Annotated in this window: 20 protein-coding genes and 1 tRNA gene; 17 read left to right on the top strand and 4 right to left on the bottom strand. The window is 64.4% G+C overall.

All coding sequences use genetic code 11. The features are described 5' to 3' along the window. Position 1 precedes the first annotated feature (1 nt). Entirely contained in the window at positions 2-670 is a 669-nt protein-coding gene (gene sufU, locus BMIN_RS06775; protein ID WP_022860727.1) for a Fe-S cluster assembly sulfur transfer protein SufU, read from the top strand. Continuing rightward, complete coding sequence (locus BMIN_RS06770) at positions 667-1,341, top strand: metal-sulfur cluster assembly factor (protein WP_022860726.1); 675 nt, start codon at positions 667-669, stop codon at positions 1,339-1,341. The genes sufU and BMIN_RS06770 overlap by 4 nt, the downstream gene beginning before the upstream one ends. Positions 1,342-1,432: 91 nt before the next feature. On the opposite strand, the gene BMIN_RS06765 is transcribed toward BMIN_RS06770, so the two are convergent. Next, positions 1,433-2,296 carry a TrmH family RNA methyltransferase gene (locus tag BMIN_RS06765; protein WP_022860725.1) on the bottom strand — a complete coding sequence of 288 codons (864 nt, stop codon included), beginning with the start codon at positions 2,294-2,296 and terminating at the stop codon, positions 1,433-1,435. Between the two features lie 65 nt (positions 2,297-2,361). Next, positions 2,362-2,448 (bottom strand) — tRNA-Leu (locus BMIN_RS06760). A 182-nt stretch (positions 2,449-2,630) separates the two neighbouring features. Between BMIN_RS06760 and BMIN_RS06755 the strand changes: the two genes are divergently transcribed. From BMIN_RS06755 to era, 6 genes are all read left to right on the top strand, one after another. Continuing rightward, positions 2,631-3,461: a 16S rRNA (uracil(1498)-N(3))-methyltransferase gene (locus BMIN_RS06755; RefSeq protein ID WP_051126221.1), complete on the top strand. Its 831-nt coding sequence runs from the start codon at positions 2,631-2,633 to the stop codon at positions 3,459-3,461. Between the two features lie 217 nt (positions 3,462-3,678). Beyond that, entirely contained in the window at positions 3,679-4,017 is a 339-nt protein-coding gene (locus BMIN_RS06750; protein ID WP_022860723.1) for a histidine triad nucleotide-binding protein, read from the top strand. 5 nt (positions 4,018-4,022) lie between these two features. After that, positions 4,023-5,186 carry a PhoH family protein gene (locus BMIN_RS06745; protein ID WP_022860722.1) on the top strand — a complete coding sequence of 388 codons (1,164 nt, stop codon included), beginning with the start codon at positions 4,023-4,025 and terminating at the stop codon, positions 5,184-5,186. Beyond that, positions 5,183-5,734 carry an rRNA maturation RNase YbeY gene (gene ybeY / locus BMIN_RS06740; protein WP_022860721.1) on the top strand — a complete coding sequence of 184 codons (552 nt, stop codon included), beginning with the start codon at positions 5,183-5,185 and terminating at the stop codon, positions 5,732-5,734. The genes BMIN_RS06745 and ybeY overlap by 4 nt, the downstream gene beginning before the upstream one ends. Beyond that, positions 5,734-7,155 carry a hemolysin family protein gene (locus tag BMIN_RS06735; protein ID WP_022860720.1) on the top strand — a complete coding sequence of 474 codons (1,422 nt, stop codon included), beginning with the start codon at positions 5,734-5,736 and terminating at the stop codon, positions 7,153-7,155. The genes ybeY and BMIN_RS06735 overlap by 1 nt, the downstream gene beginning before the upstream one ends. After that, entirely contained in the window at positions 7,152-8,126 is a 975-nt protein-coding gene (gene era / locus BMIN_RS06730) for a GTPase Era (RefSeq protein ID WP_022860719.1), read from the top strand. Before BMIN_RS06735 ends, era begins: the two co-directional genes overlap by 4 nt. Before the next feature lie 212 nt (positions 8,127-8,338). Here era and BMIN_RS06725 read toward each other — a convergent pair whose 3' ends face one another. After that, the gene (locus BMIN_RS06725; RefSeq protein ID WP_022860718.1) at positions 8,339-10,366 is read right to left on the bottom strand and encodes an AMP-dependent synthetase/ligase; all 2,028 of its coding nucleotides are present in this window, start codon (positions 10,364-10,366) and stop codon (positions 8,339-8,341) included. Positions 10,367-10,682: 316 nt separating this feature from the next. On the opposite strand from BMIN_RS06725, the gene BMIN_RS06720 reads away from it, so the two are divergent. From BMIN_RS06720 to BMIN_RS06695, 6 genes are all read left to right on the top strand, one after another. Further along, the gene (locus BMIN_RS06720; protein WP_022860717.1) at positions 10,683-11,849 is read left to right on the top strand and encodes an NAD(P) transhydrogenase subunit alpha; all 1,167 of its coding nucleotides are present in this window, start codon (positions 10,683-10,685) and stop codon (positions 11,847-11,849) included. 7 nt (positions 11,850-11,856) lie between these two features. Then, on the top strand, positions 11,857-12,207 hold the full coding sequence (locus BMIN_RS06715) for an NAD(P) transhydrogenase subunit alpha part 2 (protein ID WP_022860716.1): 351 nt from the start codon (positions 11,857-11,859) through the stop codon (positions 12,205-12,207). After that, a complete protein-coding gene (locus tag BMIN_RS06710; protein WP_022860715.1) occupies positions 12,204-13,610 on the top strand; it encodes an NAD(P)(+) transhydrogenase (Re/Si-specific) subunit beta in 1,407 nt (468 codons plus the stop codon). Before BMIN_RS06715 ends, BMIN_RS06710 begins: the two co-directional genes overlap by 4 nt. A 235-nt stretch (positions 13,611-13,845) precedes the next feature. Further along, the gene (locus BMIN_RS06705) at positions 13,846-14,481 is read left to right on the top strand and encodes a 50S ribosomal protein L25/general stress protein Ctc (protein WP_022860714.1); all 636 of its coding nucleotides are present in this window, start codon (positions 13,846-13,848) and stop codon (positions 14,479-14,481) included. Positions 14,482-14,665: 184 nt separating this feature from the next. Beyond that, positions 14,666-15,793, top strand: coding sequence for a branched-chain amino acid aminotransferase (locus BMIN_RS06700; protein ID WP_022860713.1), 1,128 nt, complete (start codon positions 14,666-14,668; stop codon positions 15,791-15,793). Positions 15,794-16,061: 268 nt separating this feature from the next. After that, complete coding sequence (locus BMIN_RS06695) at positions 16,062-16,814, top strand: trimeric intracellular cation channel family protein (protein WP_022860712.1); 753 nt, start codon at positions 16,062-16,064, stop codon at positions 16,812-16,814. A 185-nt stretch (positions 16,815-16,999) separates the two neighbouring features. On the opposite strand, the gene rpsT is transcribed toward BMIN_RS06695, so the two are convergent. Continuing rightward, on the bottom strand, positions 17,000-17,260 hold the full coding sequence (gene rpsT / locus BMIN_RS06690; RefSeq protein ID WP_022860711.1) for a 30S ribosomal protein S20: 261 nt from the start codon (positions 17,258-17,260) through the stop codon (positions 17,000-17,002). Between the two features lie 233 nt (positions 17,261-17,493). On the opposite strand from rpsT, the gene lepA reads away from it, so the two are divergent. The 3 genes from lepA to gltB all read left to right on the top strand — a co-directional run bounded on the left by lepA (position 17,494) and on the right by gltB (position 25,299). Next, positions 17,494-19,371 (top strand): translation elongation factor 4, encoded by a 1,878-nt coding sequence (gene lepA / locus BMIN_RS06685; protein WP_022860710.1) that lies wholly within the window; start codon positions 17,494-17,496, stop codon positions 19,369-19,371. Then, entirely contained in the window at positions 19,371-20,543 is a 1,173-nt protein-coding gene (hemW, locus tag BMIN_RS06680; protein ID WP_022860709.1) for a radical SAM family heme chaperone HemW, read from the top strand. Before lepA ends, hemW begins: the two co-directional genes overlap by 1 nt. A 184-nt stretch (positions 20,544-20,727) precedes the next feature. Further along, the gene (gene gltB / locus BMIN_RS06675; RefSeq protein ID WP_026647350.1) at positions 20,728-25,299 is read left to right on the top strand and encodes a glutamate synthase large subunit; all 4,572 of its coding nucleotides are present in this window, start codon (positions 20,728-20,730) and stop codon (positions 25,297-25,299) included. Position 25,300: the final 1 nt, after the last annotated feature.

Here is a 25,300-nt window from a genome sequence, read left to right as displayed (position 1 = left end):
GATGAACGGATACGGCATGGAGGACGAGGACCTGCAGCAGATGTATCAGGAGGTGATTCTTGACGCATCCAGGCACCCGCATGGACGGGTGAGGGCCGGCTCGGACCTCGCGACCGAGGGATCCTCGTCCCTCCAGGGCGACACGGCGCTGGCCGCATCCCACGAATACTGCACGGCCGGGGAATCCCACCAGTTCAACCCCACCTGCGGCGACGAGGCCACCATCCACGTCGAGGTCTCCCGCAACGAGCCGCGGACGATCGACCGGATCGTTTGGGACGGGCAGGGATGCTCCATCTCCCAGGCGAGCCTGTCGGTTATGACCGACCTCGTCCAGGGATCGACGGTCGATGACGCCATGCGACTGGAATCCCTTTTCCACAGGCTGATGAGCTCCCGAGGCGCGGGACTCACCGACGAGGAAGAGAACGAGGCTCTGGGGGATGCCGTGGTCTTTCAGGGCGTCTCGCGGTATCCGATGAGAATCAAATGCGCTCTGCTCGCATGGGAGGGGATGAAGGATTCCGTGGCCCGGGCTCTGGCCACGGCGGCGGAACCGGATCAGGTCCCCTCCGCCGTCGGCGACACGGACGCCATCACCAGCACGGATGCCTCCGCCAATACGGACGGACGCGACACCTTCAACGACAACAGCAAGGATAGGTCATGAGCACCCCACACGACGAACTTGTTCCCGAGCCCCAATCCACCATTCTCGACACGATCAGCAAGGTCATGGGCGACGAGGAGGAGGCGGGACGCGTGATGGCGAACCCATCGCTGCTGTCCTCCGCACAGCCTCGGATGCGTCCAACCGAGTCGCCGGCCGGAGCCGGAACGGAACCCGCCGCTGGGCGTGATGCTGATGGGCATGATGCCGCGGATGACCGTGATGGCAAACATGCGTCATGCGCCTGCGGAGGACGTCATGATGATGGGACGCACGGCTGCTGCGCCGACCACGCGGATGAGGATGAGGACGGCATACCCCTCAAGGCCCTCGATGACATCGGACGGGCCACGGCGCAGGATGTCCGCGAGGCCCTTCATCAGGTGATCGATCCGGAGCTGGGCATCGACGTGATCGATCTTGGACTCGTCTACGGCATCGAGATCGACGCCCAGGGGCGGGCCATCATCACCATGACCCTGACCACCCCGGCATGCCCTCTGACCGACCTCATCGAGGACGAATGCGCGAGCACGCTGGCTGGTCTGGTGGAGGAGTTCCGCATCGATTGGACGTGGAACCCCCAATGGACGATCGACAAGATAACGCCCTCCGGACGCGACCAGCTGGCAGCCATAGGATTCAACCTCGACAATATGCCGCAGTACTGATCGCCGTAACGGCGCCGAACGGCGCGACGACGGCGACCGGCTCACCGAACGAGACGACCTCTACGCCGCATGACGGCTCTATGTGACGGTCCTATCGACGGCGCGTGGCGTAGAAGGCAACCGCGCTGGAGGCCGCCACGTTGAGGCTGTCCACGTCGTGGCTCATCGGTATCCTCACTGTCACGTCCGACTGGGCGATGGTGCGTTCGGACAGCCCGTCGCCTTCGGTGCCGAAGATCAGGGCCACTTTGTCCATGCCGCCATCCGCGGGATCCATGCCCATGCGGGACACAAGCTCATCCAGAGACAGGGAGTCGTCGCTCAGGGCCATGGCGACCGTCGTGAATCCGAGCCCGTGAAGCTGCGCCAATCCGCGCGTCGGCCAGAACCGGGTGTCGTCCCCGCCGATTCTCGTCCAGGGGATCTGGAAGACGGTTCCCATGGACACTCTGGCGGCCCTACGATACAGCGGATCCCCGCAGGACGGGGTGACCAGAACGGCGTCGATGCCAAGGGCCGCGGCCGACCTCATCAGCGCGCCGACATTGGTGGGATCGACGATGTTCTCCATCACGGCGACGCGGGAGGCCCCCGCGCACACCTCATCGACGGTGGGCAGCCGCCAGCGTCTCATCGCGGCAAGCGCCCCTCGGTGAAGCCGGTAGCCCGTCAACGTCTTCAGCTGCTCCGGAGTGGCCACGTAGACCGGCACGTCATCGCCCCATCGCGCGTCGATGTCCTCGAACTCACGGGTCATGCCCTCAAGCCACGGCTCCTCGACGAGCAGGGACAGCGGTTCGCGGCCGGCGTCGAGCGCCCGGTCGATGACCTTCACCGATTCGGCAATGAACAGTCCCTTGCTGGGTTCGAGCCTGTTGCGCAGCTGCGGCTCGGTCAGGTTGACGTAGGCCTCAAGGCGGGGGTCATCGAGCGACTCCACGGTGATGATCCTCATAAAGAACGTTCCTCCGCCTATGCAAGAACCCCTTGACGAATCAAGGGGTTCTTCCGTCGTCATCGTGTCCGGAGCGGGAGTTGAACCCGCACGCCTGTAAAAATAGGCACTAGCACCTCAAGCTAGCGCGTCTACCATTCCGCCACCCGGACGTGCATTTTGGCAACGTGTTGAACTATAGCACCTCGCCGATGGACGCGCATCGGAGTGTCGCGGCCGCAGACCATCCGCGTCCGTCTTCCTCCCCGCCTCCCATGCGCCATGCCGCGGCGTCCCGGCATGGCGACGACATGGATCAGGCGTGTACGGAAGTCAGGTGTGTAGCCTTGTCATCATGACAGCACCGATGTTTCTGCTCGACACCACCCAGGACGATCTCCCACTCAACTGCGACGAGCTGCATGAGGGATGGATCCTCACCCTCCCGGACACGGTCAGGCGGCATGCCATCCAATCGATGCGGCTGTCGCATGGCGACGAGCTCCAGATCACGGACGGGAACGGGCTGCGGATACGGGCCGTCGTCGAGGACGCCGCCGACGGCAGGGTGCGCGTCACCGATGTCGGCCGGGAGCCCGCGCATGTCACGAGGATCGTTCTCGTGCAGGCGCTGGCGAAGGCCGGTCATGACGATATGGCGATCGACGCCGCGACGCAGATCGGCATCGACGAGGTCGTTCCCTGGCAGTCGCATCGCAGCATCGCCAAGTGGAAGAAGGGCAGGAGCGACCGGAAATGGTTCCAGACGCTGGCGCGGGCGACCGAACAATCCAGGCGCTCATGGATGCCGCGACTGCGCGACTGCATCGACGACGCGGGCATCGTGGCCATGTGCCGACGGGCGTGCGTCCATGGCGAACTCGTCATCGTGCTGCATCAGGACGCGACCGTGTCGTGGACCAGGCTGAAAACGGCCATCGATGCCCTGGCCCAGAGATCACTTGACGATGGACGGCCGCGGTCGGTCAGCGTCGTGGTCGGTCCCGAGGGCGGGATCGACGACGACGAGGTGTCCTCCTTCATGGATGCCGGCGCGCAGTGCTGCTCCATGGGGAGCACGATCATGCGCGCGTCGGTTGCCGGCCCCGCAGCCACGGCACTTCTGGCCGAGGCCATGGGGCGCTTCGACTCCCCGGGCGTATCCTTGTCGGATGCATCCGACTGAAGGACGAAAGACGCGGCGGAAGATGAAGACGCGACGGTAGGGAGGCAGGCGCCGGGCACGCATGCAGGGCCCGATGGGCCGGCGTTTCCTCCAGGGGTGGCCATATCCGCCTCGCACAATATCATGGGAATGGCGAGGCGCCATCAACGGCGTAGCGCGGCATAACCGGTGACCGACATAACCGGTGACGGAAATGACGGAAACACGAAGGAGAACCATGGCGGATTCGGATGGATGCTTGTTCTGCAGCATCGTCGCGGGGGACATACCCAGCGAGCGTGTGTACGAGGACGATAGGGTCTATGCGTTCAAGGACATCAATCCCAAGGCCAAGGTCCACGTCCTGATCGTCCCCCGCACCCACTACGCGGACGTCGCCGCGCTGGCCAAAGCCGACCCGTCGCTTCTGGCGCACATCGTCACGGTGGCCCAGAGCATAGCCGACGACTCCTTCCACGGCGCATACCGCCTGATCTTCAACACCGGACGCGACGCGGGGCAGACCGTCTTCCACGTTCACGCCCATGTGCTCACCGGCGAGACGATGGACGACTAGGCCCCGTGGCAACGACAACACGAACCGTCTCCATTCCTCCCGAGCTTGACGCCGTGACCGTTCTGGGGCCGGACGATCAGGTTCTTCGTGAGATCGAGTCCGCCTTCCCGGACGTCACCATCACCGCACGCGGGAACAGGATCGTCATCGTCTCGACGACACGCTCCGCGGAGCGGCAGGCGTCCCAGGCCCAGGACGCGCTCCGTGCCATCATCACCGCCGCCTACGGCGCTCCGATGGACGCCGACACCGTCCGGCGGATGCTCGATCGCGGGCTTCTGGACAATCGCTTCCACGCCTCCGCCGGAACGGTCTCCCGCGCCGCACCGCATGACGGCGTGGTCGCAGTCAGGGACCGCATCGACGGGGAACGCCATCGTCCTCGCGTCCCCGGCGTCATCGTCTTCGCCTCGGGAGTTCCCGTGCGGCCCAAAACCGCCGGCCAGATCAGATACGTGTCCGCGATCGAGGCCCACACCATAACCTTCGGCATCGGTCCAGCCGGCACGGGGAAGACGTATCTCGCGGTCGCCAAGGCTGTCCGCGCCTTCCAGGACCATCAGGTCAGCAGAATCATCCTCACCAGACCCGCGGTGGAGGCGGGGGAGAGCCTGGGATTCCTCCCGGGGACGCTGAACGACAAGGTCGACCCCTATCTGCGGCCCTTGTACGATGCGCTGTCGGAGATGGTGGGGCCGGACCGCCTCCGGCGCTACATGGACGACGGATCCATCGAAGTGGCGCCACTGGCGTACATGCGCGGACGCACGCTCAACGACGCCTTCGTCATCCTCGACGAGGCGCAGAACACCACCGAACAGCAGATGAAGATGTTCCTGACCCGTCTGGGATTCAATACCACCATGGTTATCACGGGTGACGCGACGCAGGTGGATCTGACGGTTCCGCGATCGGGTCTGGCCACCATCCAGCGGATCCTCGACGGCATCGACGACATCGCCTTCGTGCATCTCGAATCCACCGATGTCGTCCGGCACGCGCTGGTCGGAAGAATCGTCGAGGCGTACGAGCGCCATGCCGAATCCCGACCCGATGCCGGAGGGAAGGGATCCCCGCACAGACCACCGGCACCACACGCCGCGGGCGAGGCTCCGCGGCCATCCGATAATCGGCATCAAAGGGAAAGCGACAAGGGACATCATCAATGAGCGTGGATGTGACGAACGAGACGCCGTGGAGAATCGATGGCAAGGTCTTTTCGGACCTGGGACTATGGGTTCTTGACCAGATGAAGGTGAGCACGAGTTCCGATCTGACGATCCTCTTCGTCGATCCCGAGCCCATCGCCCAGCTGCATGACAGATGGATGGGTCTTGAAGGACCGACCGACGTGATGAGCTTCCCCATGGACGAGCTCCGTCCCGGCGAGGACGGGAAAATCGACGAGGGCGTTCTGGGGGACATCGTCATCTGCCCGTGGGTGGCCTCGCAGCAGGCCGCGGCGGCGGGGCATGGCACGATGGAGGAGATGCTTCTTCTGACCATCCACGGGATCCTGCATCTTCTCGGATACGACCATGCCACGCCGGAGCAGGAGAAGCAGATGTTCGGCCTGCAGCGCCAGTTGCTGCTGACGTTCTTCGCGACACGGTCCGCCCCCATCGAGCAGGCCGTCCTCCCCGAGAGGACCCCCGACGCCCTCGCATCCTATGAGGAGCGGCATTCGTCGTCCGCATCGGGAAGAACGAGGGGCTGATGTCCGGATTCCTGTTCACCCCCGACCCGGCGACCATCTCGCTGGTGGTGGCGATGGCCGTGGTGGCCTTCCTCCTCGTATGGTTCTCGTTGACCATGGCGGCCTCCGAAAGCGCGGTCTCCAGGGTCACGCGCGCGAATCTCAACAATCTCATCCTCGAGATCCAGACCGACGACGGATTGACGGCGTTCATGCGCATGAAGCGCATCGAACGGGTCCACCGCGTGCAGGGGCTCATCGCCGACAGATTCTCGACGGCGGGTTCCTGCGCGTTCTTCCGCATCGCCTGCAATGTTCTGGACGGGGTTCTCGTCGCCTGCATGGCGGTGCTCTGCGGAGCGCCATTGTGGCTGGCTCTCGCCGTCGGCGTCGTCTTCGCCATCGTGGTGGCCGTCATATCGGTCCTCGTCCGTCCCCGGTCTGCGGGCGCGTCCAAGCCGGTCGACATCATGCTCCGGCACGCCCGCGTCATTTCGGCGGCGGTTTTTCTGACGCCGTTCGCCACCGTGGGAGGTCGGGAGAAATCGCGGAGACGGGCACGCGGATCCGACCCTTCGGACGACGAGGCGTTGGAGGCGATCGCCCATGAGCAGGGACGCGCGGCCATCGACCGGCTCGTGGAAAGCAACGACTTCGATCCCGAGGTGTCGGAGATGCTGCGCAACGTCCTCACTCTTTCGGATACGCTCACACGCGAGATCATGGTTCCCCGCACCGATATGATCTGCATCGGCCGCGACTCCTCGCTTCAGGATCTTCTGCAGCTGTGCACGCGTTCCGGGTTCTCGCGGATTCCGGTGATCGGTTCCGATGCCGATGATCTACGTGGAATCGCCTATCTCAAGGACGCGGTGAGAGCGACGGCCTTCAATCCGGCGGCCAGCGACAGAACCGTAGAAAGCGTCTGCAGGCAGCCTCTTCTCGTCCCCGAGTCCAAGCCCGTTGACGATCTGTTCCACGTCATGCAACGATCGCGCCAGCATGCGGCCGTCGTCATCGACGAGTACGGCGGGATAGCGGGCCTTGTGACCATCGAGGATACCATCGAGCAGATCGTGGGGGAGCTTGAGGACGAGCATGACAGAACGCAGCATGCCGAGCCGGAACGGGTCGGCGATCGGCGGTGGCGGCTTCCCGCGCGCACTCCCATCGCCGACCTTGAGGAGCTTTTCGAGGTCGACATCGACGAGGATGATGTGGACACCGTCTACGGCCTTCTGACCAAGCTTCTCGGGAACGTCCCCATCGTCGGCTCCTCCGCCGTTACGCGCGGACTCAGACTGACCGCGGTGGATTCCGCGGGACGGCGAAAGAAGGTGTCCACCATCCTGGTGGAGCCGGACACGGGAGCGGCGACCGCGTCCGAGACGACCGCCGACGACGCTCCGACCACCTCCACGACCAGTAAGGACCACGAATGATGACGCAGGATGAGAAATCACCAACGGCGACGGGATACCGATCGGGCTTCGTGGCCGTGGTGGGCCGTCCCAATGTGGGGAAGTCCACGTTGACGAACGCCCTTGTCGGCACTCGGATCGCGATAGCCTCATCGCGTCCCGAAACGACGAGAAAGGCCATCCGGGGCATTCTGACGACGCCGACCGCACAGCTTGTTCTTGTCGACACCCCGGGAATCCACCGGCCAAGAACGCTTCTCGGGCAGCGCCTCAACGACGTCGTCAGCGATTCGCTTTCCGATGTGGACGAGGTCGCGTTCCTCCTCCCCGCCGATCAGGAGATCGGCCCGGGGGACAGGATGATCCTCAGCAGGCTGCGGTCAGAATTCGCGACGAAGAACGACGCCGGCACGCTGACGTGGAGGATTCCGCTGATCGCCATCGTCACGAAAATCGACGAGCTGAATCGTCATGATCTGGTCGCCAAACTGCTGGAGATACAGGAATTCGCCGATTTCACCGAGATCGTCCCCGTCAGCGCGCTGCGCGACGACAACGTCGACGAGGTCCGGTCGGTGCTCATCGCCCATATGCCCGTGGGCCCGCAGATGTATCCCGAGGATCAGCTCACCGAGGAGAGGCCCGAGGACACGATCGCCGAACTCATCCGCGGCGCGTTCCTGGAGGATCTCGACGACGAGCTTCCGCACTCGCTGGCGGTCGTCGTCGACTCGATCGAGCGTCCCGCCACCGATGGCGCAGAAGGATCGACGCCCGGCAGGGCCAGGGTGATGGTCTCCATCTACGTCGAGCGGGACTCGCAGAAGCCCATCATCATAGGCCATGGCGCCGAACGGCTCGTACGGGTGAAGAAAAGACTGCGGACGCCGGTCAACCGCATCGTCGGCATGAGATGCGTTCTGGATCTCCACGTCAAGGTGGCGAAGGGATGGCAGTCGGATCCCAAGAAGCTTGACAGGCTCGGCTTCTAGGAACGGAGCGGCACGTAGGAACAGAGCGGCACGTCGTGCGGCCGCACGACGCAGCACTCATTGCACGGGATTCGACCACGGCGGGATGCGATCACAGGCCCCGATACTGAGACACTGAGACACTGAGAGATCCCGAGAGATCCCGATACGAAAAGGCGATCCGCCGAATGGGCGCAGCCCCGCGACGGATCGCCTTCCGGCGTCTTCCGGCGCTATTGCCTTCTGGTGTACATCTGCGTGTTGAGCAACGTGGAGTAGCGGCGTATCACCTTGGGTCTGATCACCTTCATCGACGCGGTCAGCAGGCCGTTCTCCAGGCAGAACTCTGCGGGCAGGATGATGAACTTCCTCACCGACTCCGCCCGGGACACCCCCTCGTTGGCCTTGTCCACGAATTCCTGGACACGCGCCCGGACCGCCGCGTTGGATGCGGCGCGTTCCATGGACATATCGGAATCCAGCCCCTGCGCCGCCAGCCACGGACGCAGCGCCGATTCGTCGAGAGTGATCAGCGCGGAGATGAACGGGCGTTTGTCCCCGAGGACGAGAGCCTGGGAAACGAGCTCGCACCGCTGGATGACCTCCTCGATTGGCCCGGGGGCGACGTTCTTTCCTCCGGCCGTGATGATGAGGTCCTTCTTGCGACCCGTGATGAACAGGAACCCGCCGTCGTTCATCCGCCCCAGATCGCCCGTTGCGTACCATCCGTCCTTGGTGAAGGACGTCTTCGTCGCCTCGTCGTTCTTGTGATACCGATGGAAAACCGACCGACCGTTGACCTGAATCTCCCCGTCCTCGGCGATCCGTATCGAGAATCCCGGGAACGGTATACCGACCGACCCCTCATGGAACGGTGTCCCCAGAGGATTGAACGCGCATGGGGCCGTGGTCTCCGTCAGTCCGTACCCCTCGTAGACGGGAACGTCGGCGCCGCGATAGAAGGCGAGCAGCTCGGGATCGAGGGGGGCGCCTCCGGTGACGATCCACTTGACCCGTCCGCCCAGAACCTGCCGCAGCGGCCGGTAGATCACGGGATCGTACGCGGCGCGCCGGGCCGTGAGCATCTTCCCCGCCCGACCGTTCCTGCCCATCTGGGACATATACCGCTGGGCCGTGACCACGCCGCTGGCGAACAGCAGACCCTTGGCCCCATGGCCCGCCTTCTGCGACGCGGCGTTGTAGACCTTCTCCAGAACACGGGGAACCACGATCATCACCGACGGTCTGGCCACCTGAAGATCGGACAGCAGCGTTTTGATCCCCTCGGCAATGAATATCCTCAGATCGCTGGCCACGACTATGTAGTTGATCGCACGCGCGAAGGAATGCGCCTGCGGGAGGAACAGCAGGACGGTGTTTCTGCGATCGCGCAGAAGATCGGGCATATAGTCGGGGAGGTTGAGCGCCGTCATGCAGTAATGCTCATGCGTCATCTCGACGCCCTTGGGCGCATCGGTCGAACCGGAGGTGTACACGATGGAGCACAGATCGGTTTTTCTTACGGAATCGATCCGCGCGTCCAGTGTGGCGTCGTCGACCGCCGATCCGAAGGCCTGCAGCTCCTCGAGGGCCCCGGTTTCCAGACACAGGATGCGTTTCAGGCTGGGGCAGTCCTCCACGGCTCCGTCGGCTTTGTCGCGCATGTCCTTGGATCCGACGATCAGCATGACGGCGTCCGAGTTGTTGACGATGACCCGGATCTGCTCGGCGGAATCGGTGTCGTAGATGGTGGCGAGCACGCCGCCGCACGCCATCACCGCGGCGTCGACAACGTCCCACTCGTAGGACGTCCGGCACATGAACGCCACCGCATCGCCCTTTTCAAGGCCATAATGCAGCAGGCCCTTGGCGGCGGAGCGGACGTCGCCGATGAACTCGTTCGCCGTGCGCGTCGTCCATTCCCCGTTGCGGCGGAAGGTGTACAGGGGATCGTTCCCCATGCGCCGGGCCCTGTCGGCGTAGATGTCGTAGATCGACATGCCGTCGGGGAGGGGCGGATTCCCCTGGGTCGTCGACGTCAGCAGTCCCGTCGCATCGTCGATGAAGGTCGTGGTGGGATAGCCCGCGGCCCATTCATGCGTGTTCGGCACGCTCAGACCGTCCGTCCCGTCGATGTCACCGTCCTCCGGCTCATCGAACGATCCGGCGTCACGGGTGGGATGCGCGAAATCCCCCGTCACACTCAGCATCTTCCGCGCTATGTCGAGTGTCTGTCTTCTCCACGTGTTGATGATGGACATCGCACTCTCCTTCATACTCATGTCCCCGCCTGACCTACCAAATAAGCCATGGTAATCGTCCCGTCCCCGCACGTCACCTTACGGTCGCGTAGGGAGGATCGGCGCGGATGATCCCGGGCCGGCGGTTCCGCACCGTGGACGCCGGTCGGTTCGGAGTCGGAGTCTCCCATAGAATGTCACTGTCGCCGTTCGATGTCGACGGCGCCGCCCGATTCGCCGGGGACACGACGCGGCTCACGGTCGTCGCCGCGACGGCGGCATCATGCATGCATATGGGCGGACACGGATACGAGCGAGGAGAGGGTGGATCGACAGCATGGTCGAAGTTACGCCAGAATCATCAGGGCCCATCTATGGCGTCATCAACGAGGCGTCCGATGATGAGTCGCGGGTGGCGGTCACGCCCGACGTGGTGCGACGGTTGCGGAAAACCGGAGTGCCTTGTCTGGTCGAATCAGGCGCGGGAATGGCGTCCCATTATTCCGATGACCTCTACCGCGACGCCGGGGCCACGGTCACGGACAGGGATGCGGTGCTCGCGCGCAGCGACGTCCTGGGATTCGTATCCCGCCCCGCACCGGATCTTCTTGACGGCATCCGTCCGGGAACATGGATTGCGGGCATGCTCCAATCCCTGACCGACCAGCCGTACATCGACCTTCTCGCCGCGCACCGACTCGTCGGCATCGCCATGGAAAGGCTTCCCCGTCGACTGAGCTCCGCCCAGTCCATGGATGAGATGACCTCGCAGAACTCGGTGATGGGGTACAAGGCCGTGCTGGTGGCGGCCAACGCCTATGGATCCTTCCTTCCGATGATGACGACGGCCGCGGGGACCGTTCGTCCGGCCAAGGTTCTGGTGCTGGGAGCGGGCATAGCCGGGCTTCAGGCGATCGGCACCGCGCGCCGTCTGGGCGCGGTCGTCACCGCATACGACGTCCGTGACGCCTCGCGCTCCGAGGTGGAGTCGCTCGGAGCCTCCTTCCTCGACCTTGGCGTCGACCTATCGTCGGGACAGGGCGAGGGAGGATATGCGCGCGAACTGACCGAGGACGAGAAGGCCGCCCAGCAGGCGGCGGTCGACAGGCGCGCGGCGGAATTCGACATCGTCATCACGACCGCCAAGGTCCCCGGACGGCGTCCGCCGCGCCTGCTGACGTCATCCGGCGTGGCCGGTCTGCGCCGAGGCGCGGTCGTGGTGGATTGCGCAGCGAGCGATCTGGGAGGGAACGTCGAGGGATCGGTTCCCGGAACCCTTGTCACGGACAACGGAGTGACCCTCATCGGCGCGCCGAATCTCGCCAGCGAGGTTCCCGACACGGCATCCGCCCTGCTGTCGAGGAATCTCGCCGACACCGTCACGCACTTCATCACGGGATCGCGATTGGAAAGGACCGCCGACGATCTGGGCGAGGCCCTTGTCGTGACCCCCGTCGTCTCGTCGGACGCATCCGTCGAATCGGATCCTCAGGAAGGGGAATAGAAAGACCATGGATACCGTCGTTGTATCGATAACGCTGTTCGTCCTCGCCCTGCTCATCGGCGTCGAGGTCATCGGGAAGGTCCCGGCGACCCTGCACACGCCCCTGATGTCAGGCGCGAACTCCATCCACGGCATCGTGATCGTCGGAGTCATCATCGTGGCCGCTGAGGCGAATTCCGCTCTGTCGTACGTGCTGATATTCCTCGCCGCGCTTCTGGGGACCATGAACGTCGTCGGCGGCTATGTGGTGACGGACCGCATGCTGGAGATGTTCCGCAGCTCCACGTCCGGGCCGGGCCCCGACGCCCATCGAGCCGACAAGGACAGGACGAAGAAGGACAAGGAGGATGCCCGATGAACACGCTTGACGTCATATCGTGGTTCATCTATCTGACGGCGTCCGTCCTTTTCGTGGTGGGTCTCCATCTCATGAACTCGCCGAGAACCGCCAGAAAGGGCAATGCGGTATCGGCGGTAGGCATGGCGGCCGCCATCGTCATGGCATTCGTCCATCTGGCCGTGGGCGGCTTCACCTCGTCCATCGCCGTCGTCCTGCTCCTTGCGGGAATCATCATCGGCGCGGTGGCAGGGGTCGTCTCGGCGCGCCGCGTCAAGATGACCGCGATGCCCCAGCTCGTGTCCGTTTTCAACATGGTGGGCGGTGGAGCCGCCGCGCTGGTGGCGCTCAACGACATCCTCGCCCCCGCCGGCGTCCCCACGATGGTCGTTCTGATCACCGCGGGACTGGGAATCCTCATCGGTTCCGTGACGTTCTCCGGATCCCTCATCGCCGCGGGCAAGCTTCAGGGGGTGAAGGTCCTCAGACGGCTATCGATTCCGGGACGCGGCATCTGGAATCTCATCGTCGCCGTTCTGACTCTGGCGTCCTTCGTCATGCTCTGCGTCCAACCCGGCAACCGCGTGATCTGGTGCGCGCTCACCGCCGCGTTCGCCCTGATCTATGGACTGGTTTTCGTCATCCCCATCGGCGGAGCGGATATGCCCGTCGTGATCTCGGTGCTCAACGCGTGCACGGGGACGGCGGTGGCCATGAGCGGTCTGGCCATCGGCAATGTCGCGCTTATCGTGGCCGGCGCCTTGGTGGGTGCGGCGGGGGTGACGCTGTCCATGCTGATGGCGAAGGCCATGAACCGTCCGCTGCTGGGGGTTCTCGCCGGCGGCTTCGGCACGGCCGCGCCGGTCTCCCAGGACAACGGCCCCGAGGGCACCATGAGGGAGGGGAGCGCCGACGATCTGGCGGTCCAGCTTGTCTACGCCTCGAAGGTCATCTTCGTTCCCGGATTCGGTCTTGCGCAGGCCCAGGCCCAGCGCGAACTGGCCGATCTTGGGGAGATCCTCAAGTCCCATGGAGTCGAGGTCCTCTACGCCATACACCCGGTCGCGGGTCGCATGCCCGGACACATGAACGTGCTTCTCGCCGAGGCGAACGTCCCCTACGAGCAGCTCATCGATCTCGATGACATCAATCCGCAGTTCCCCTCAGCCGACGTCGCGCTGGTGGTCGGGGCCAACGACGTGACCAATCCAGCCGCCCGGCGACCCGGTTCCGCAGTGTCGGGAATGCCCATCCTCGACGTCGACAAGGCCCAGCATGTCGTGGTCATGAAGCGCGGACGGGGGCGCGGCTACGCGGGAATCGAGAACGAGCTCTACTTCCGCGAGAATACGCAGATGCTCTTCGGCGACGCCAAGGCGAGTCTGCAGTCCGTCATCGCGGCGGTGAAGGAGCTGCTGGCCTAGTAACGCGAAGAACATGCCGGTGAGCGCCGTACACCCCCACGCGTAAGGGGGAGCGCGGCGTCCACCGGCATGGTATAGTTGCCCATGGTGCTTTGGCGAGGGTCGTTCTTCGACCGTTATCGACTCGGCGGTGGTTCATCTCTGTTATGATCCTCGACGCGTCGTGGCGTCCAAGCGGACATGATGAGTGACGTCGCCGCGGTGTCGTGACGGCGTCCTGAACACAGGAGCGGAAATGGCCAACACAATCACGATCGAGGGCACGGCCCGAACCGAATTCGGCAAGGGCGTGGCGCGCCGTATGCGCGTGGCGGGCAAGATCCCCGCGACCATCTATGCAGGCGGAGCGGATCCCGACTTCATCGAGCTTCCGATGAAGGAGACCACTCTGGCGCTGCGCCGTACGAACGCGCTGTTCACGATCACCTTCGACGGGACCACGAAGCTCGCCGTCGTCAAGGACGTTCAGCGCAACCCCGTCAAGCGCATCGTCGAGCATATCGATTTCTATGAGGTGCGCGCCGGCGAGAAAATCGACGTCGAGGTCCCGGTCTTCGTCGAGGGGACGCCGAAGGGCGCCGCCGTCGCTTTCGTCGACATCCAGGAGATCAAGGTCCGCGCCGACGTCGCGAACCTTCCCGAGCGCATCGTCGTCAACGTCGATGGGCTTATCGACGGAACCAAGGTGTTCGCCAAGGATCTCGACCTCCCTGAGGGCGCCGAGCTCGACATCGAGGATCCCGAGGCCTCCGTCGTCACGGTCGAGGTTCCCGAGGATGCCACCGAGACCACGGCGGGCGAGGAGACCACAACCGACGTTCCCGCCACCGAGCAGGCCGCCCCCGCCGACGCGGATGCGGACAACGCCTGATCACCACGGCATATGCCATGGATGGGGGCCCGCATGTCGGACCCCCATTTTCATATGCTGAACCAGTGCGGCCCCGAATCCTTTCACGGTGCGACACTGGAATCAGTACTCCGCCAGAAGCGGGGCGTCATTTTGGAATGCGGCCGTCTTATCGGCCTTCTGTGAACTAATGAAGAAGTGGACAATGGCTGAACAATCACATCACGATCCCACACACACCACCACACTCGCCGAAGCCTTCACGGTCCTCCCCAACGAGAACCCCGCTTCTGACGCCAAGCGACAGGAGCTCATCGACAAGCCAGCATTCGGCCAGGTGTTCTCGGACAACATGGCCCATATGTCATGGACGAAGGGGGAGGGATGGTCGGATCGTCGGATCGAGCCGTACGCCCCGCTCAAGATGGATCCCGGCGCCTCGGTTCTCCATTATGCCCAGGAATGCTTCGAGGGGCTCAAGGCCTACCATCACGACGATGGCTCGCTGTGGCTGTTCCGCCCCGACGCGAACGCCGAGCGGTTCCAGAACTCCGCGAAGCGCCTGTACCTTCCCGAGGTCTCCGTCGACGACTTCATCGGATCGGTCGCGGCTCTGGTCCGCCGGGATGCCGCATGGGTCCCGACCCGGCGGGAGTACACGCTCTACATGCGTCCCTTCATGTTCGCCTCCGAGCCCTTCCTTGGGGTCCGCGCCCCCGAGGAGGTCGACTACTGCGTGATCGCCTCACCGTCGGGGCCCTACTTCGCGGGTGGCGTCAAGCCCGTGAGCATCTGGGTGGAGGACCAGTGGTTCCGCACCGGTCCCGGCGGAACCGGATTCGCCAAATGCGGCGGGAACTACGCGGCATCGCTTCTGGGCGAGTACCGGGGCATCGACAACGGGTGCGAGCAGGTGTGCTTCGTCGACGCCGCCACCAAGACCTATCTCGAGGAACTCGGCGGGATGAACATGTTCACCGTGCACAAGGACGGACATCTGGAGACCCCCTCACTGACGGGCAACATCCTTCCGGGCGTCACCCGACGCTCTCTGATCCAGCTCGCTCAGGACAAGGGCCATGACGTGGTCGAGACGATGATCAAGCTCGACGATCTGCTCGATCAGATAAGGTCGGGCGAGGTCACCGAGGTGTTCGCGTGCGGCACCGCAGCCATCATCACGCCCATCGGCCGTTTCAAGTCGGAGAAGTTCGACGTCACGGTCGCGGACGGAGGCTCGGGCGAGCTGACCATGCAGCTGCGCAACGACCTTCTGGGAATCCAGCTGGGCGAGGTCGAGGACCCCCACAACTGGATGTGGAAGATCTGCTGAGTCCGGGCACATCGTCCGATGGCGGGATGTTCGATGGCGGGGTGCGGCTCATGTCGCATCCCGCCATCGTTGTTATGGTCACGACGACACCCACATCGGCGGGCCAGCGACATGGCCGGCAGGACCGACCCAAATCCGGACCTCCACCGCCGTGTCGCGCGGCCGATGGCCTCGCTCGTATCCTAAGCTGTATTCGCCGTGATCCCCTCGGTCACGGCGACACGCACGACATGGATGCGAACGAGGTGACGGATGGGGGGAGGCCGGCATGGGAGTCGTTCTGGAGAGCAACGCCTTTTTCATGGGCATCGAATATCTTGCGGTGTTCTTCTGCGGAATAATGGGCGGGCTCAGCGCCATTCGTCGCGGCTACGATCTGTTCTCCATCGTCATCATCGCGTGGCTGACGGCGCTGGGAGGCGGGATACTGCGTGACGTTCTCCTCGGCGACCTTCCGCCCGTGGGAATCTCCGACCGCGGGTTCGTACTGACGGCGCTGGCGGCCGGACTCGTCGCGGCGTTCGCGCATCCCGAGGTGGAGCGGATGAACTGGACGATGCTTATCGTGGACGCCCTGGCCGTCGGTCTTTTCGCGGTGAACGGAACCGCCAAGGCGCTCGGCCTGCACACATCCGGGATGACGGCGGTTTTCATGGGGATGTTCACGGCTCTGGGAGGAGGTCTCATCCGGGATACGCTGCTCAATGAGGTTCCGATGGTGATCCGGGACAGGCACTGGTACGCGGTCCCCACGGCGGTGGGATGCGTGCTGACGGTCGTGGTGTTCCGCGCGGCCCAGCGCGGTGCCATCGGGCTGCGATCCGAGATGATTCTCGACGTGGCGATCGTGGCTCTTGTCGTGGCCATGCGCGTGCTGTCGGTGGTGTTCAACATCACGCTTCCCGGAGCGGTCGAGCGGGAGCGCTTCGACATCCACAGCCAGAGCCGATACCTCAAGCGTCCGGTGGTTCACCCGCGAGAGGAGCGGCCCTCCGGCCGATGGTTCCGAAGGCGCCGCTGAGGCCATCGGCGGCGGCGCGCGGAGGGATGGAGTCCACACGACGACGTGGGGTCCCGATGCTCAACGCATCGGGACCCCACGATGGACATCCGACAAGATATCCGACATACACCTATTCCGACATACACCGGGAAGGACGCCTCCCCTTCGAATAGGAGGGCATCCTGTCAGTCACATCCTGTCAGTCAGAGGGCGTTCACGCCCGCCGCCAATCCGGACTTGCGGTTCGCGGCCTGGTTCTTATGGATGACTCCCGCTCCAGCCGCCTTGTCGAGCTTCTGGGCGGCCACGCGATAGGCGGCCTGCGCGGCATCCTTGTCACCCGAGGCGATGGCCTCACGGGTGGCCCTGATGGCCGACTTGAGGCCTGACTTCACGGCGACGTTGCGCACGTGAGACTTCTCATTGGTCAGGACGCGCTTCTTCTGGGACTTGATGTTTGCCACGGTTTACACTCCATACGACATTGGCTCAATGGACATACAGTGCTGATGATAGCACGATGGCACAATCATAGTCATAGGAGGCCGACATGCCGTCACGTCCCCGGGCCTCGACGTTCCCGGCGTCCGCGCCCCATGCCGGCGGAGGCTCCGGCGGCCCCCGACTGTAGACTCCGGCTGTAGACTGGTGAGCCGCGTCGAACGCGCCCCGCCAGTGGGGACGAAGGAGGTCGATCGTGACAGATCAGAGGAACATCCCGGGCTATACGGACCAATCGTTGATCCGCAACTTCTGCATCATCGCGCATATAGACCACGGCAAATCCACAGTGGCCGACAGGATCCTCCAACTCTCCGGAATCGTGCCCGAAAGGGAGATGAGGGACCGTTTCCTCGATCGGATGGACATCGAGCAGGAACGCGGGATCACTATCAAATCGCAGGCCGTCCGGGTTCCCTGGACCTTCGACGGCACCGAGTACACGCTGGGCATGATCGACACCCCCGGCCATGTGGACTTCACCTATGAGGTCTCACGCGCGCTGGCCGCCTGCGAGGGGGCGGTCCTTCTCGTCGACGCCACGCAGGGGATCGAAGCCCAGACGCTGTCCAACCTGTATATGGCCATCGACCATGATCTCACTATCATCCCCGTCCTCAACAAAATCGACCTTCCCAGCGCCGAGCCCGACAGACACGCCGAGGAGATAGCGGGGCTTCTGGGATGCGACCCCTCGGACATCATGCGCGTGTCGGGCAAAACCGGCGAAGGCGTGTCCGAGCTTCTCGACCGCATCGTCAGGGAGGTGCCGGCTCCCCATGGAGATCCCGCAAGCGCCGCACGAGCCCTGATATTCGATTCCGTGTACGACCCCTACCGCGGGATCGTGACCTACATCCGCATGGTCGACGGCGAGCTCACCAGCCGCGAGAAGCTCCACATGATGGGCATCGGCATGACGCATGACCCCATCGAGATCGGAGTCATCAGCCCGGATATGACGCCCACCAAGGCGCTCGGCGCGGGGGAGGTGGGATATGTGATCACCGGAGCGAAGGACGTGAGCCAGTCGAAGGTCGGCGACACGATCACCTCCGCGGCTCACCCGGCGTCCATTCCTCTGGAGGGATACCGCGATCCCAAGCCCATGGTCTACGCGGGGCTTTTCCCCATCGACAACGCCCAGTTTCCCGAACTGCGCGAGGCCCTGGACAAGCTCAAGCTCAACGACGCCGCCCTCGTCTACCAGCCCGAGACGTCGGTGGCCCTCGGGTTCGGGTTCCGATGCGGATTCCTCGGCCTGCTTCACATGGAGATCGTGTCCGAACGTCTGGAGCGCGAGTTCGGCCTCGACCTCATATCCACCGCCCCGAACGTGACCTACGAGGTCACCTCCGAGGATGGGACGGTCCACCACGTGACCAATCCCAGCGAGTTCCCCGAGGGGAAGGTCAAAAGGATCGTCGAGCCCATGGTCGCGGCCGACATCATCACCCCCAAGGAGTTCATCGGGGCGGTGATGGAGCTGTGCCAGGACCACCGCGGCGAGATGGGGACGATGGAGTATCTGGGGACGGATCGCGTGGAGATGCACTACCACATCCCCCTGGCCGAGATCGTCTTCGACTTCTTCGACCAGCTCAAGAGCAGGACCAAGGGCTACGCCTCGCTCGACTACCATGAGGACGGCGAGCAGTCCGCCGATCTGGTCAAGGTCGACATCCTCATACAGGGGGACAAGGTCGACGCCTTCAGTGCCATCGTCCATCGTGAAAAGGCCTATGCGTATGGCGTCATGATGACCAAGAAGCTCAGGGAACTCATCCCGCGCCAGCAGTTCGAGATACCCATCCAGGCGGCCATCGGCTCGCGCATCATCGCCCGGGAGACCATAAGGGCGCTGCGCAAGGATGTTCTCGCCAAATGCTATGGCGGCGACATCACCAGGAAGCGCAAGCTGCTGGAGAAGCAGAAGGCCGGAAAGAAGCGCATGAAGATGCTGGGCCACGTCGAGGTCCCGCAGGAGGCCTTCATCGCCGCACTGTCCACGGGGTCCACCGGAACCGACCGGGACACCAAGGACAAGATACGCGCGGCGGAGAAGTCGTCCTGATGGTCTACGGCGTCTACGTTCACGTTCCCTTCTGTCTGAGAAGGTGCGGATACTGCGATTTCAACACATACACCGCGGTGGACATGGGAGGCGGGGCAAGCCGAGGCAACTACGCGCGCATGGCCGTCAAGGAGATGCGCCTTATCCGCGACTGGCAGCTGTCGACGGGCCTTGATGAGCCCGCGGCCTCCACCGTGTTCTTCGGCGGGGGAACGCCGACCGTCCTTCCCGCGCGCGATCTGGTGGCCATGCTCGATGCCGTGCGGAGCATCTGGGGACTGCGCGAGGACGCCGAGGTCACGACGGAGGCCAATCCGGACACCGTCGACGAGGCGTACATCCACGAGCTCGCCGACGGCGGGTTCACCCGCATCTCCTTCGGCATGCAGTCGGCCGTAGCCAGCGTTCTGCGCACGCTTGACAGAACCCATACCCCGCGCAACGTCGAGATGGGCGTCCGCGCGGCGGACGGCTGCTCCATGCGCTCCAGCGTCGATCTCATCTACGGGACGCCCGGTGAGAGCACGGACGACTGGCGGACCTCGCTGTCGACGGCGATCGGCCTGGGCGTGCGACACATCTCCGCTTATGCGCTGACCGTCGAGCCCAACACCGGCATGGGACGACGAATGGCACGGGGGGTTCTGGCCCGGACCGACGACGACGACGAGGCCCGCAAATACGAGATCGCCGACGACATGCTCGCCGATGCGGGGCTGCGCTGGTACGAGATCTCGAACTGGTCGTATCCCGGCTATGAGAGCCGGCACAACCTCGCGTACTGGCGCAACGACGACTGGGCGGGCATCGGCCCCGGCGCGCATTCGCATTATCGCCACTCGGACCACGATCTACGCTCATGGGACATCGTCCACCCCCGGGCATGGGGCATGGCCGTCACCTCACGACGGATCCCCTGGTCCGGCCAGGAAAGCCTCACCTCACGAGAGCGGGTCGAGGAGACCGTGATGCTCGGGATGAGACTGCGCGAAGGGCTCGATATCCGCAGCGTGGAGCGCATGGCGGGACGACCTGTGCCATCGGGTCTCATCCAGGAGCTGCACGACGAGGGACTGACGCTGATGGAGGACGAGCGTCTGGTCCCCACGCGACGGGGAAGGCTTCTCAACGACGCCGTCATCGGCCGGATTCTCGACTCGCTGGAGCCCTGACGCGCGCGGACGCGGAGGGGAAGGTACCCGACGAATACGCCGAAACCATAAGGTCGGCGTTCCCGCGCCCCGATGTACGGCATATGGACACGACCGAGGAGAAAGACTTGTGCGGGCGGTATCGTGTGATGGCACGGTTAACGACGACGGGTTCCGGCCCGTCCCAGGAGATGAGGTGATTGTGGTGGCATTCCCGGCTCCCCTTGATCTGACTGTTCATCCCGCCGAGGGAATGTACGATCCTTCGCAGGAGCATGACGCCTGTGGCGTCGGCATGGTGACGACGCTCAACCGCAGGCCCGAGCGAGCCATCATCGACGCCGCCATCGAGGTGCTGGTCAATCTCAACCACCGAGGCGCCGTGGGGGCCGAGGAGAACACCGGCGACGGCGCGGGAATCCTCATGGCGATGCCCGACGCCTTCATGAGGGCCGTCGTGGACGCCGATCTCCCCGAACCCGGGGCCTACGCCGCGGGAATCGCCTTTCTCGACCGCGACATCGCCCATGCGGGGCGCGAGCAGCAGGCCATCGGCGACATCGCCCGGGAGGAGGGACTTGAGGTCCTCGCCTGGCGCGACGTACCGATCGATCCCGACGGGCTGGGACTGCAGGCGCTGGCGTCCATGCCGTCGTTCCGCACCCTGGTCGTGGCGTCGAAGGACCGCGACCTTCGCGGCGTGGACCTCGACCGCCGGACGTTCCGCGTGCGCAAGCGCGTCGAGCATGAGGTAGGCACGTATTTCGCCTCCCTGTCCGCTCTGACGATCACGTACAAGGGCATGCTGACGACGATGCAGCTGACGCCGTTCTTCCCGGATCTCTCCGATCCGCGGATGGCTACCACCATCGCCATCGTCCACTCGCGCTTCTCCACCAACACCTTCCCCAGCTGGCCTCTGGCGCAGCCGTTCCGACTCATAGCCCACAACGGAGAGATCAACACGATCCAGGGCAACCGCAACTGGCTTTCCGCCCGCGAGGGACGACTCAGCAGCAAGCTTCTCGGTGAGTTCAAGCCGCTGCTTCCCATCGCGACTCCCGGATATTCGGATTCGGGAACGTTCGACGAATGCCTCGAGCTCCTCCACCTGGCGGGGCGCAGCCTTCCCCACGCCATCTCGATGATGGTCCCGCCCGCCTGGGAGAAGAACCACGACCTCGATCCCGACGTCAGGGCGTTCTACGAGTACAACAACACGCTGATCGAACCATGGGACGGCCCCGCCGACATCGTGTTCACGGATGGCGTCCAGGTGGGCGCCGTCCTGGACCGCAACGGCTTCCGACCGGGACGCTGGCAGGTCACGGACAAGGGATACGTCGTTCTGGCGTCCGAGGCGGGGGTTCTTCCCGAGACCCCGACCGACTCGATCGTCTCCAAGGGGCGGCTGGAGCCGGGTCGCATGTTCCTCGTCGACACGGAGCAGGGTCGGATCATCCCGGACGAGGAGATCAAAAGAACCCTGGCGTCGCAGCATCCCTACAGATCCTGGATCGAGGGCAACTCGGTCGAGATGAGCGGTCTTCCCGTGCGCGAGCACGTCCGCCATTCGGGGCAGTCGGTGCAGCGCCGGCAGCGCGCCTTCGGATACACCGAGGAGGATCTGAAGATACTTCTGGCTCCGATGGCGAACACCGGCAAGGAGCCTCTGGGATCCATGGGCAACGACGCCCCCATGGCCGTTCTGTCATCGCGCAGCCGGATGCTGTTCGACTATTTCACGCAGAAGTTCGCGCAGGTCACCAACCCCCCTCTGGACTGGGAGCGCGAGGAGATCGTCACGTCCCTGGAGTCCGCGATCGGCCCCGAGCCCAATCTTCTCGAGGACGTCGAACAGCACGCCAAGAAGATCATCATTCCGCTGCCCGTCATCAACTCCGACGAGATGGCGCAGCTCAAGCGCCTCGATCGGGCCACGGTGCTGGGCGGCTACTACAAGCCGTTCATCGTCCGCGGGCTCTATCAGGTGGCGGGCGGGGGCGCGGCCCTGAAATCCCGGCTCGATGACATATTCGACGAAATCGACGCCGCCATCGCCGACGGGTCGAACTTCATCGTTCTGTCGGACCGCGAGTCGAACCACACCTGGGGGCCGATCCCCTCGCTGCTTCTGACCAGCGCCGTCCACCATCACCTTCTCCGCCGTCATACCCGAACCCAGGTGTCCCTGGCGGTCGAGGCCGGCGACGTGAGGGAGATCCACCACGTCGCTCTGCTGATCGCCTACGGCGCGGCATGTGTGAACCCCTATCTGGCCTTCGAATCCGTGGAGGATCTCGCGCAGAAGGGCTATCTCACGGTCGACGCGCCCACGGCGGTCCGTCACCTCGCCACGGCCCTGTCGACCGGCGTGCTGAAGATCATGAGCAAAATGGGCGTGTCCACCATCATGAGCTACCGCGGCGCCCAGCTTTTCGAGGCGATCGGCCTCAACAGCGACGTTATCGACGCCTATTTCACCGGGACCACGTCGAGGGTCGGCGGAATAGGACTCGACGAGATCGCCGAGGAGGTCGCCGTCCGCCATCGAGTGGCCTATCCGAACCAGTGGAATGCGCGTCCGCATAGGAACCTGCGCACCGGCGGCGACTACAAGTGGAGAAGAACGGGGGAGGACCACCTCAACGACCCGGAGGCCATCTTCCTTCTCCAGCAATCCACGCGACGCGGCGACTACGACATGTTCAAGAGGTACTCCGCCCATGTCAACGACACCTCCAACCGTCTGATGACGCTTCGCGGCCTGATGGAGCTGAAGTCGACGAGAAGCCCCATCGACATCTCCGAGGTCGAACCGGCCAGCGAGATCGTCAAGCGTTTCTCCACGGGAGCGATGAGCTACGGCTCGATCTCTCAGGAGGCGCATGAGACCCTGGCCATCGCCATGAACTCGATCGGCGCGCGGTCGAATTCCGGCGAGGGCGGCGAATCGGACGACAGAATCGCGGACCCCCGTCGGTACAGCCGCATCAAGCAGATAGCGTCCGCCCGGTTCGGCGTGACCAGCGACTATCTCGTCCACGCCACCGACCTGCAGATCAAGCTCGCCCAGGGAGCCAAGCCCGGCGAGGGCGGCCATCTGCCCGGCGCCAAGGTGCCGCCGTGGATCGCCACCGTGCGCCACGCCACCCCCGGCGTCGAGCTGATCTCGCCGCCGCCACACCACGACATCTATTCCATCGAGGACCTCAAGCAGCTCATCAACGACGCGAAGATGGCCAATCCCCGCGCGCGCATCCACGTCAAGCTCGTATCGGAGTTCGGCGTGGGGACCATCGCCGCGGGCGTGGCCAAATGCCATGCCGACGTGGTGCTGATCTCCGGCCATGACGGCGGCACCGGGGCGGCGCCGCTGAACGCCATCAAGCATGCGGGCACCCCGTGGGAGATAGGACTGTCGGAGACGCAGCAGACGCTGGTCCTCAACGGTCTGCGCTCCCGCATCGTCGTCCAGTGCGACGGCGAGCTCAAAACCGGACGCGATGTCGTCGTCGCGGCCCTTCTCGGGGCCGAGGAGTTCGGATTCGCCACGACCGCGCTGATGGTCGAGGGCTGCGTGATGATGCGCGCATGCCATAAGAACACCTGTCCCCAGGGCATCGCCACCCAGGATCCCGAGCTCAGGGCACGGTTCACGGGACGCCCCGAGGACGTGGTGAACTTCTTCATGTTCATCGCCCAGGAGGTCCGCGAGCTTCTCGCGCAACTCGGCTTCCACACGCTGGAGGAGGCGGTCGGCCACGTCGAGTGCCTCGACCAGAACAAGGCCGTGGGCGCGTGGAAGTCCGACGGGATAGACCTCAGCGCCGTGCTGGCGCAGTCTGGTCCGACTCCGGGAACGGTGCTCCATCAGACCATCGAGCAGAACCACGAGCTCGACAAGGCCCTCGACAACCGGCTCATCGAATTCGCCCGACCCGCTCTGGACGACCGGGAGCCGGTGCGCGTCGACGTCCCCATCCGCAACGTGAACCGCACCGTGGGAACGATGCTGGGCTACGAGATAACCCGGCGCTATGGCGCGGCTGGCCTTCCCGACGACACCATCGACATGACGCTGCGCGGATCCGGCGGACAGTCGCTGGGGGCCTTCATCCCTCGGGGCGAGACGCTGCGCGTGATCGGAGAGGTCAACGACTACGCGGGCAAGGGCCTTTCCGGTGGACGGCTTATCGTGCGACCGCCGCAGGACATCCGGTACGATCCGCACACGAACGTCATCGCCGGCAACGTGACCGGCTTCGGCGCGACCTCGGGGGAGATGCTCATCGCCGGACGGGCCGGCGAACGGTTCGCGGTGCGCAACGGAGGAGCGACGTTCGTCGTCGAGGGCGTCGGGGACCACGGCTGCGAGTACATGACCGGGGGAACCGTCGTCGTTCTGGGGTCGACGGGAAGGAACTTCGGCGCGGGATTCTCCGGAGGACATGCCTACGTGCTCGATCTGGACACGCGCCTGATCAATCCCGGCGCCATGAAGTCCCACGCGCTGCGTCTCCAGCCCTTGGACGACGAGGAATCATCCATCGTCCGCGGCCTTGTGGAGCGTCACCAGAAGGAGACGGGATCGGCCTTCGCCCGGAGCCTCCTCGAGGATTGGGACGCCTCCGCACGGCGGTTCACCTCCATCGCGCCACGGGCCTATCTGGCCATGTCCCGAGCCATGGTCGAGGCGCAGCGGAACCATGTCGACTTCAACGCCCCCGGGGCTTGGGAGAACGTGTACGAGCAGGTCATGGAAGGAGCGCACTGAG

Origin of the sequence: Bifidobacterium minimum (genome assembly GCF_000741645.1) — a bacterium.
Classification (GTDB): Bacteria; Actinomycetota; Actinomycetes; order Actinomycetales; family Bifidobacteriaceae; genus Bifidobacterium; species Bifidobacterium minimum.
The sequence above is the reverse complement of the archived record's forward strand: the minus strand, read 5'-3'. Positions and strand labels throughout refer to the sequence as shown.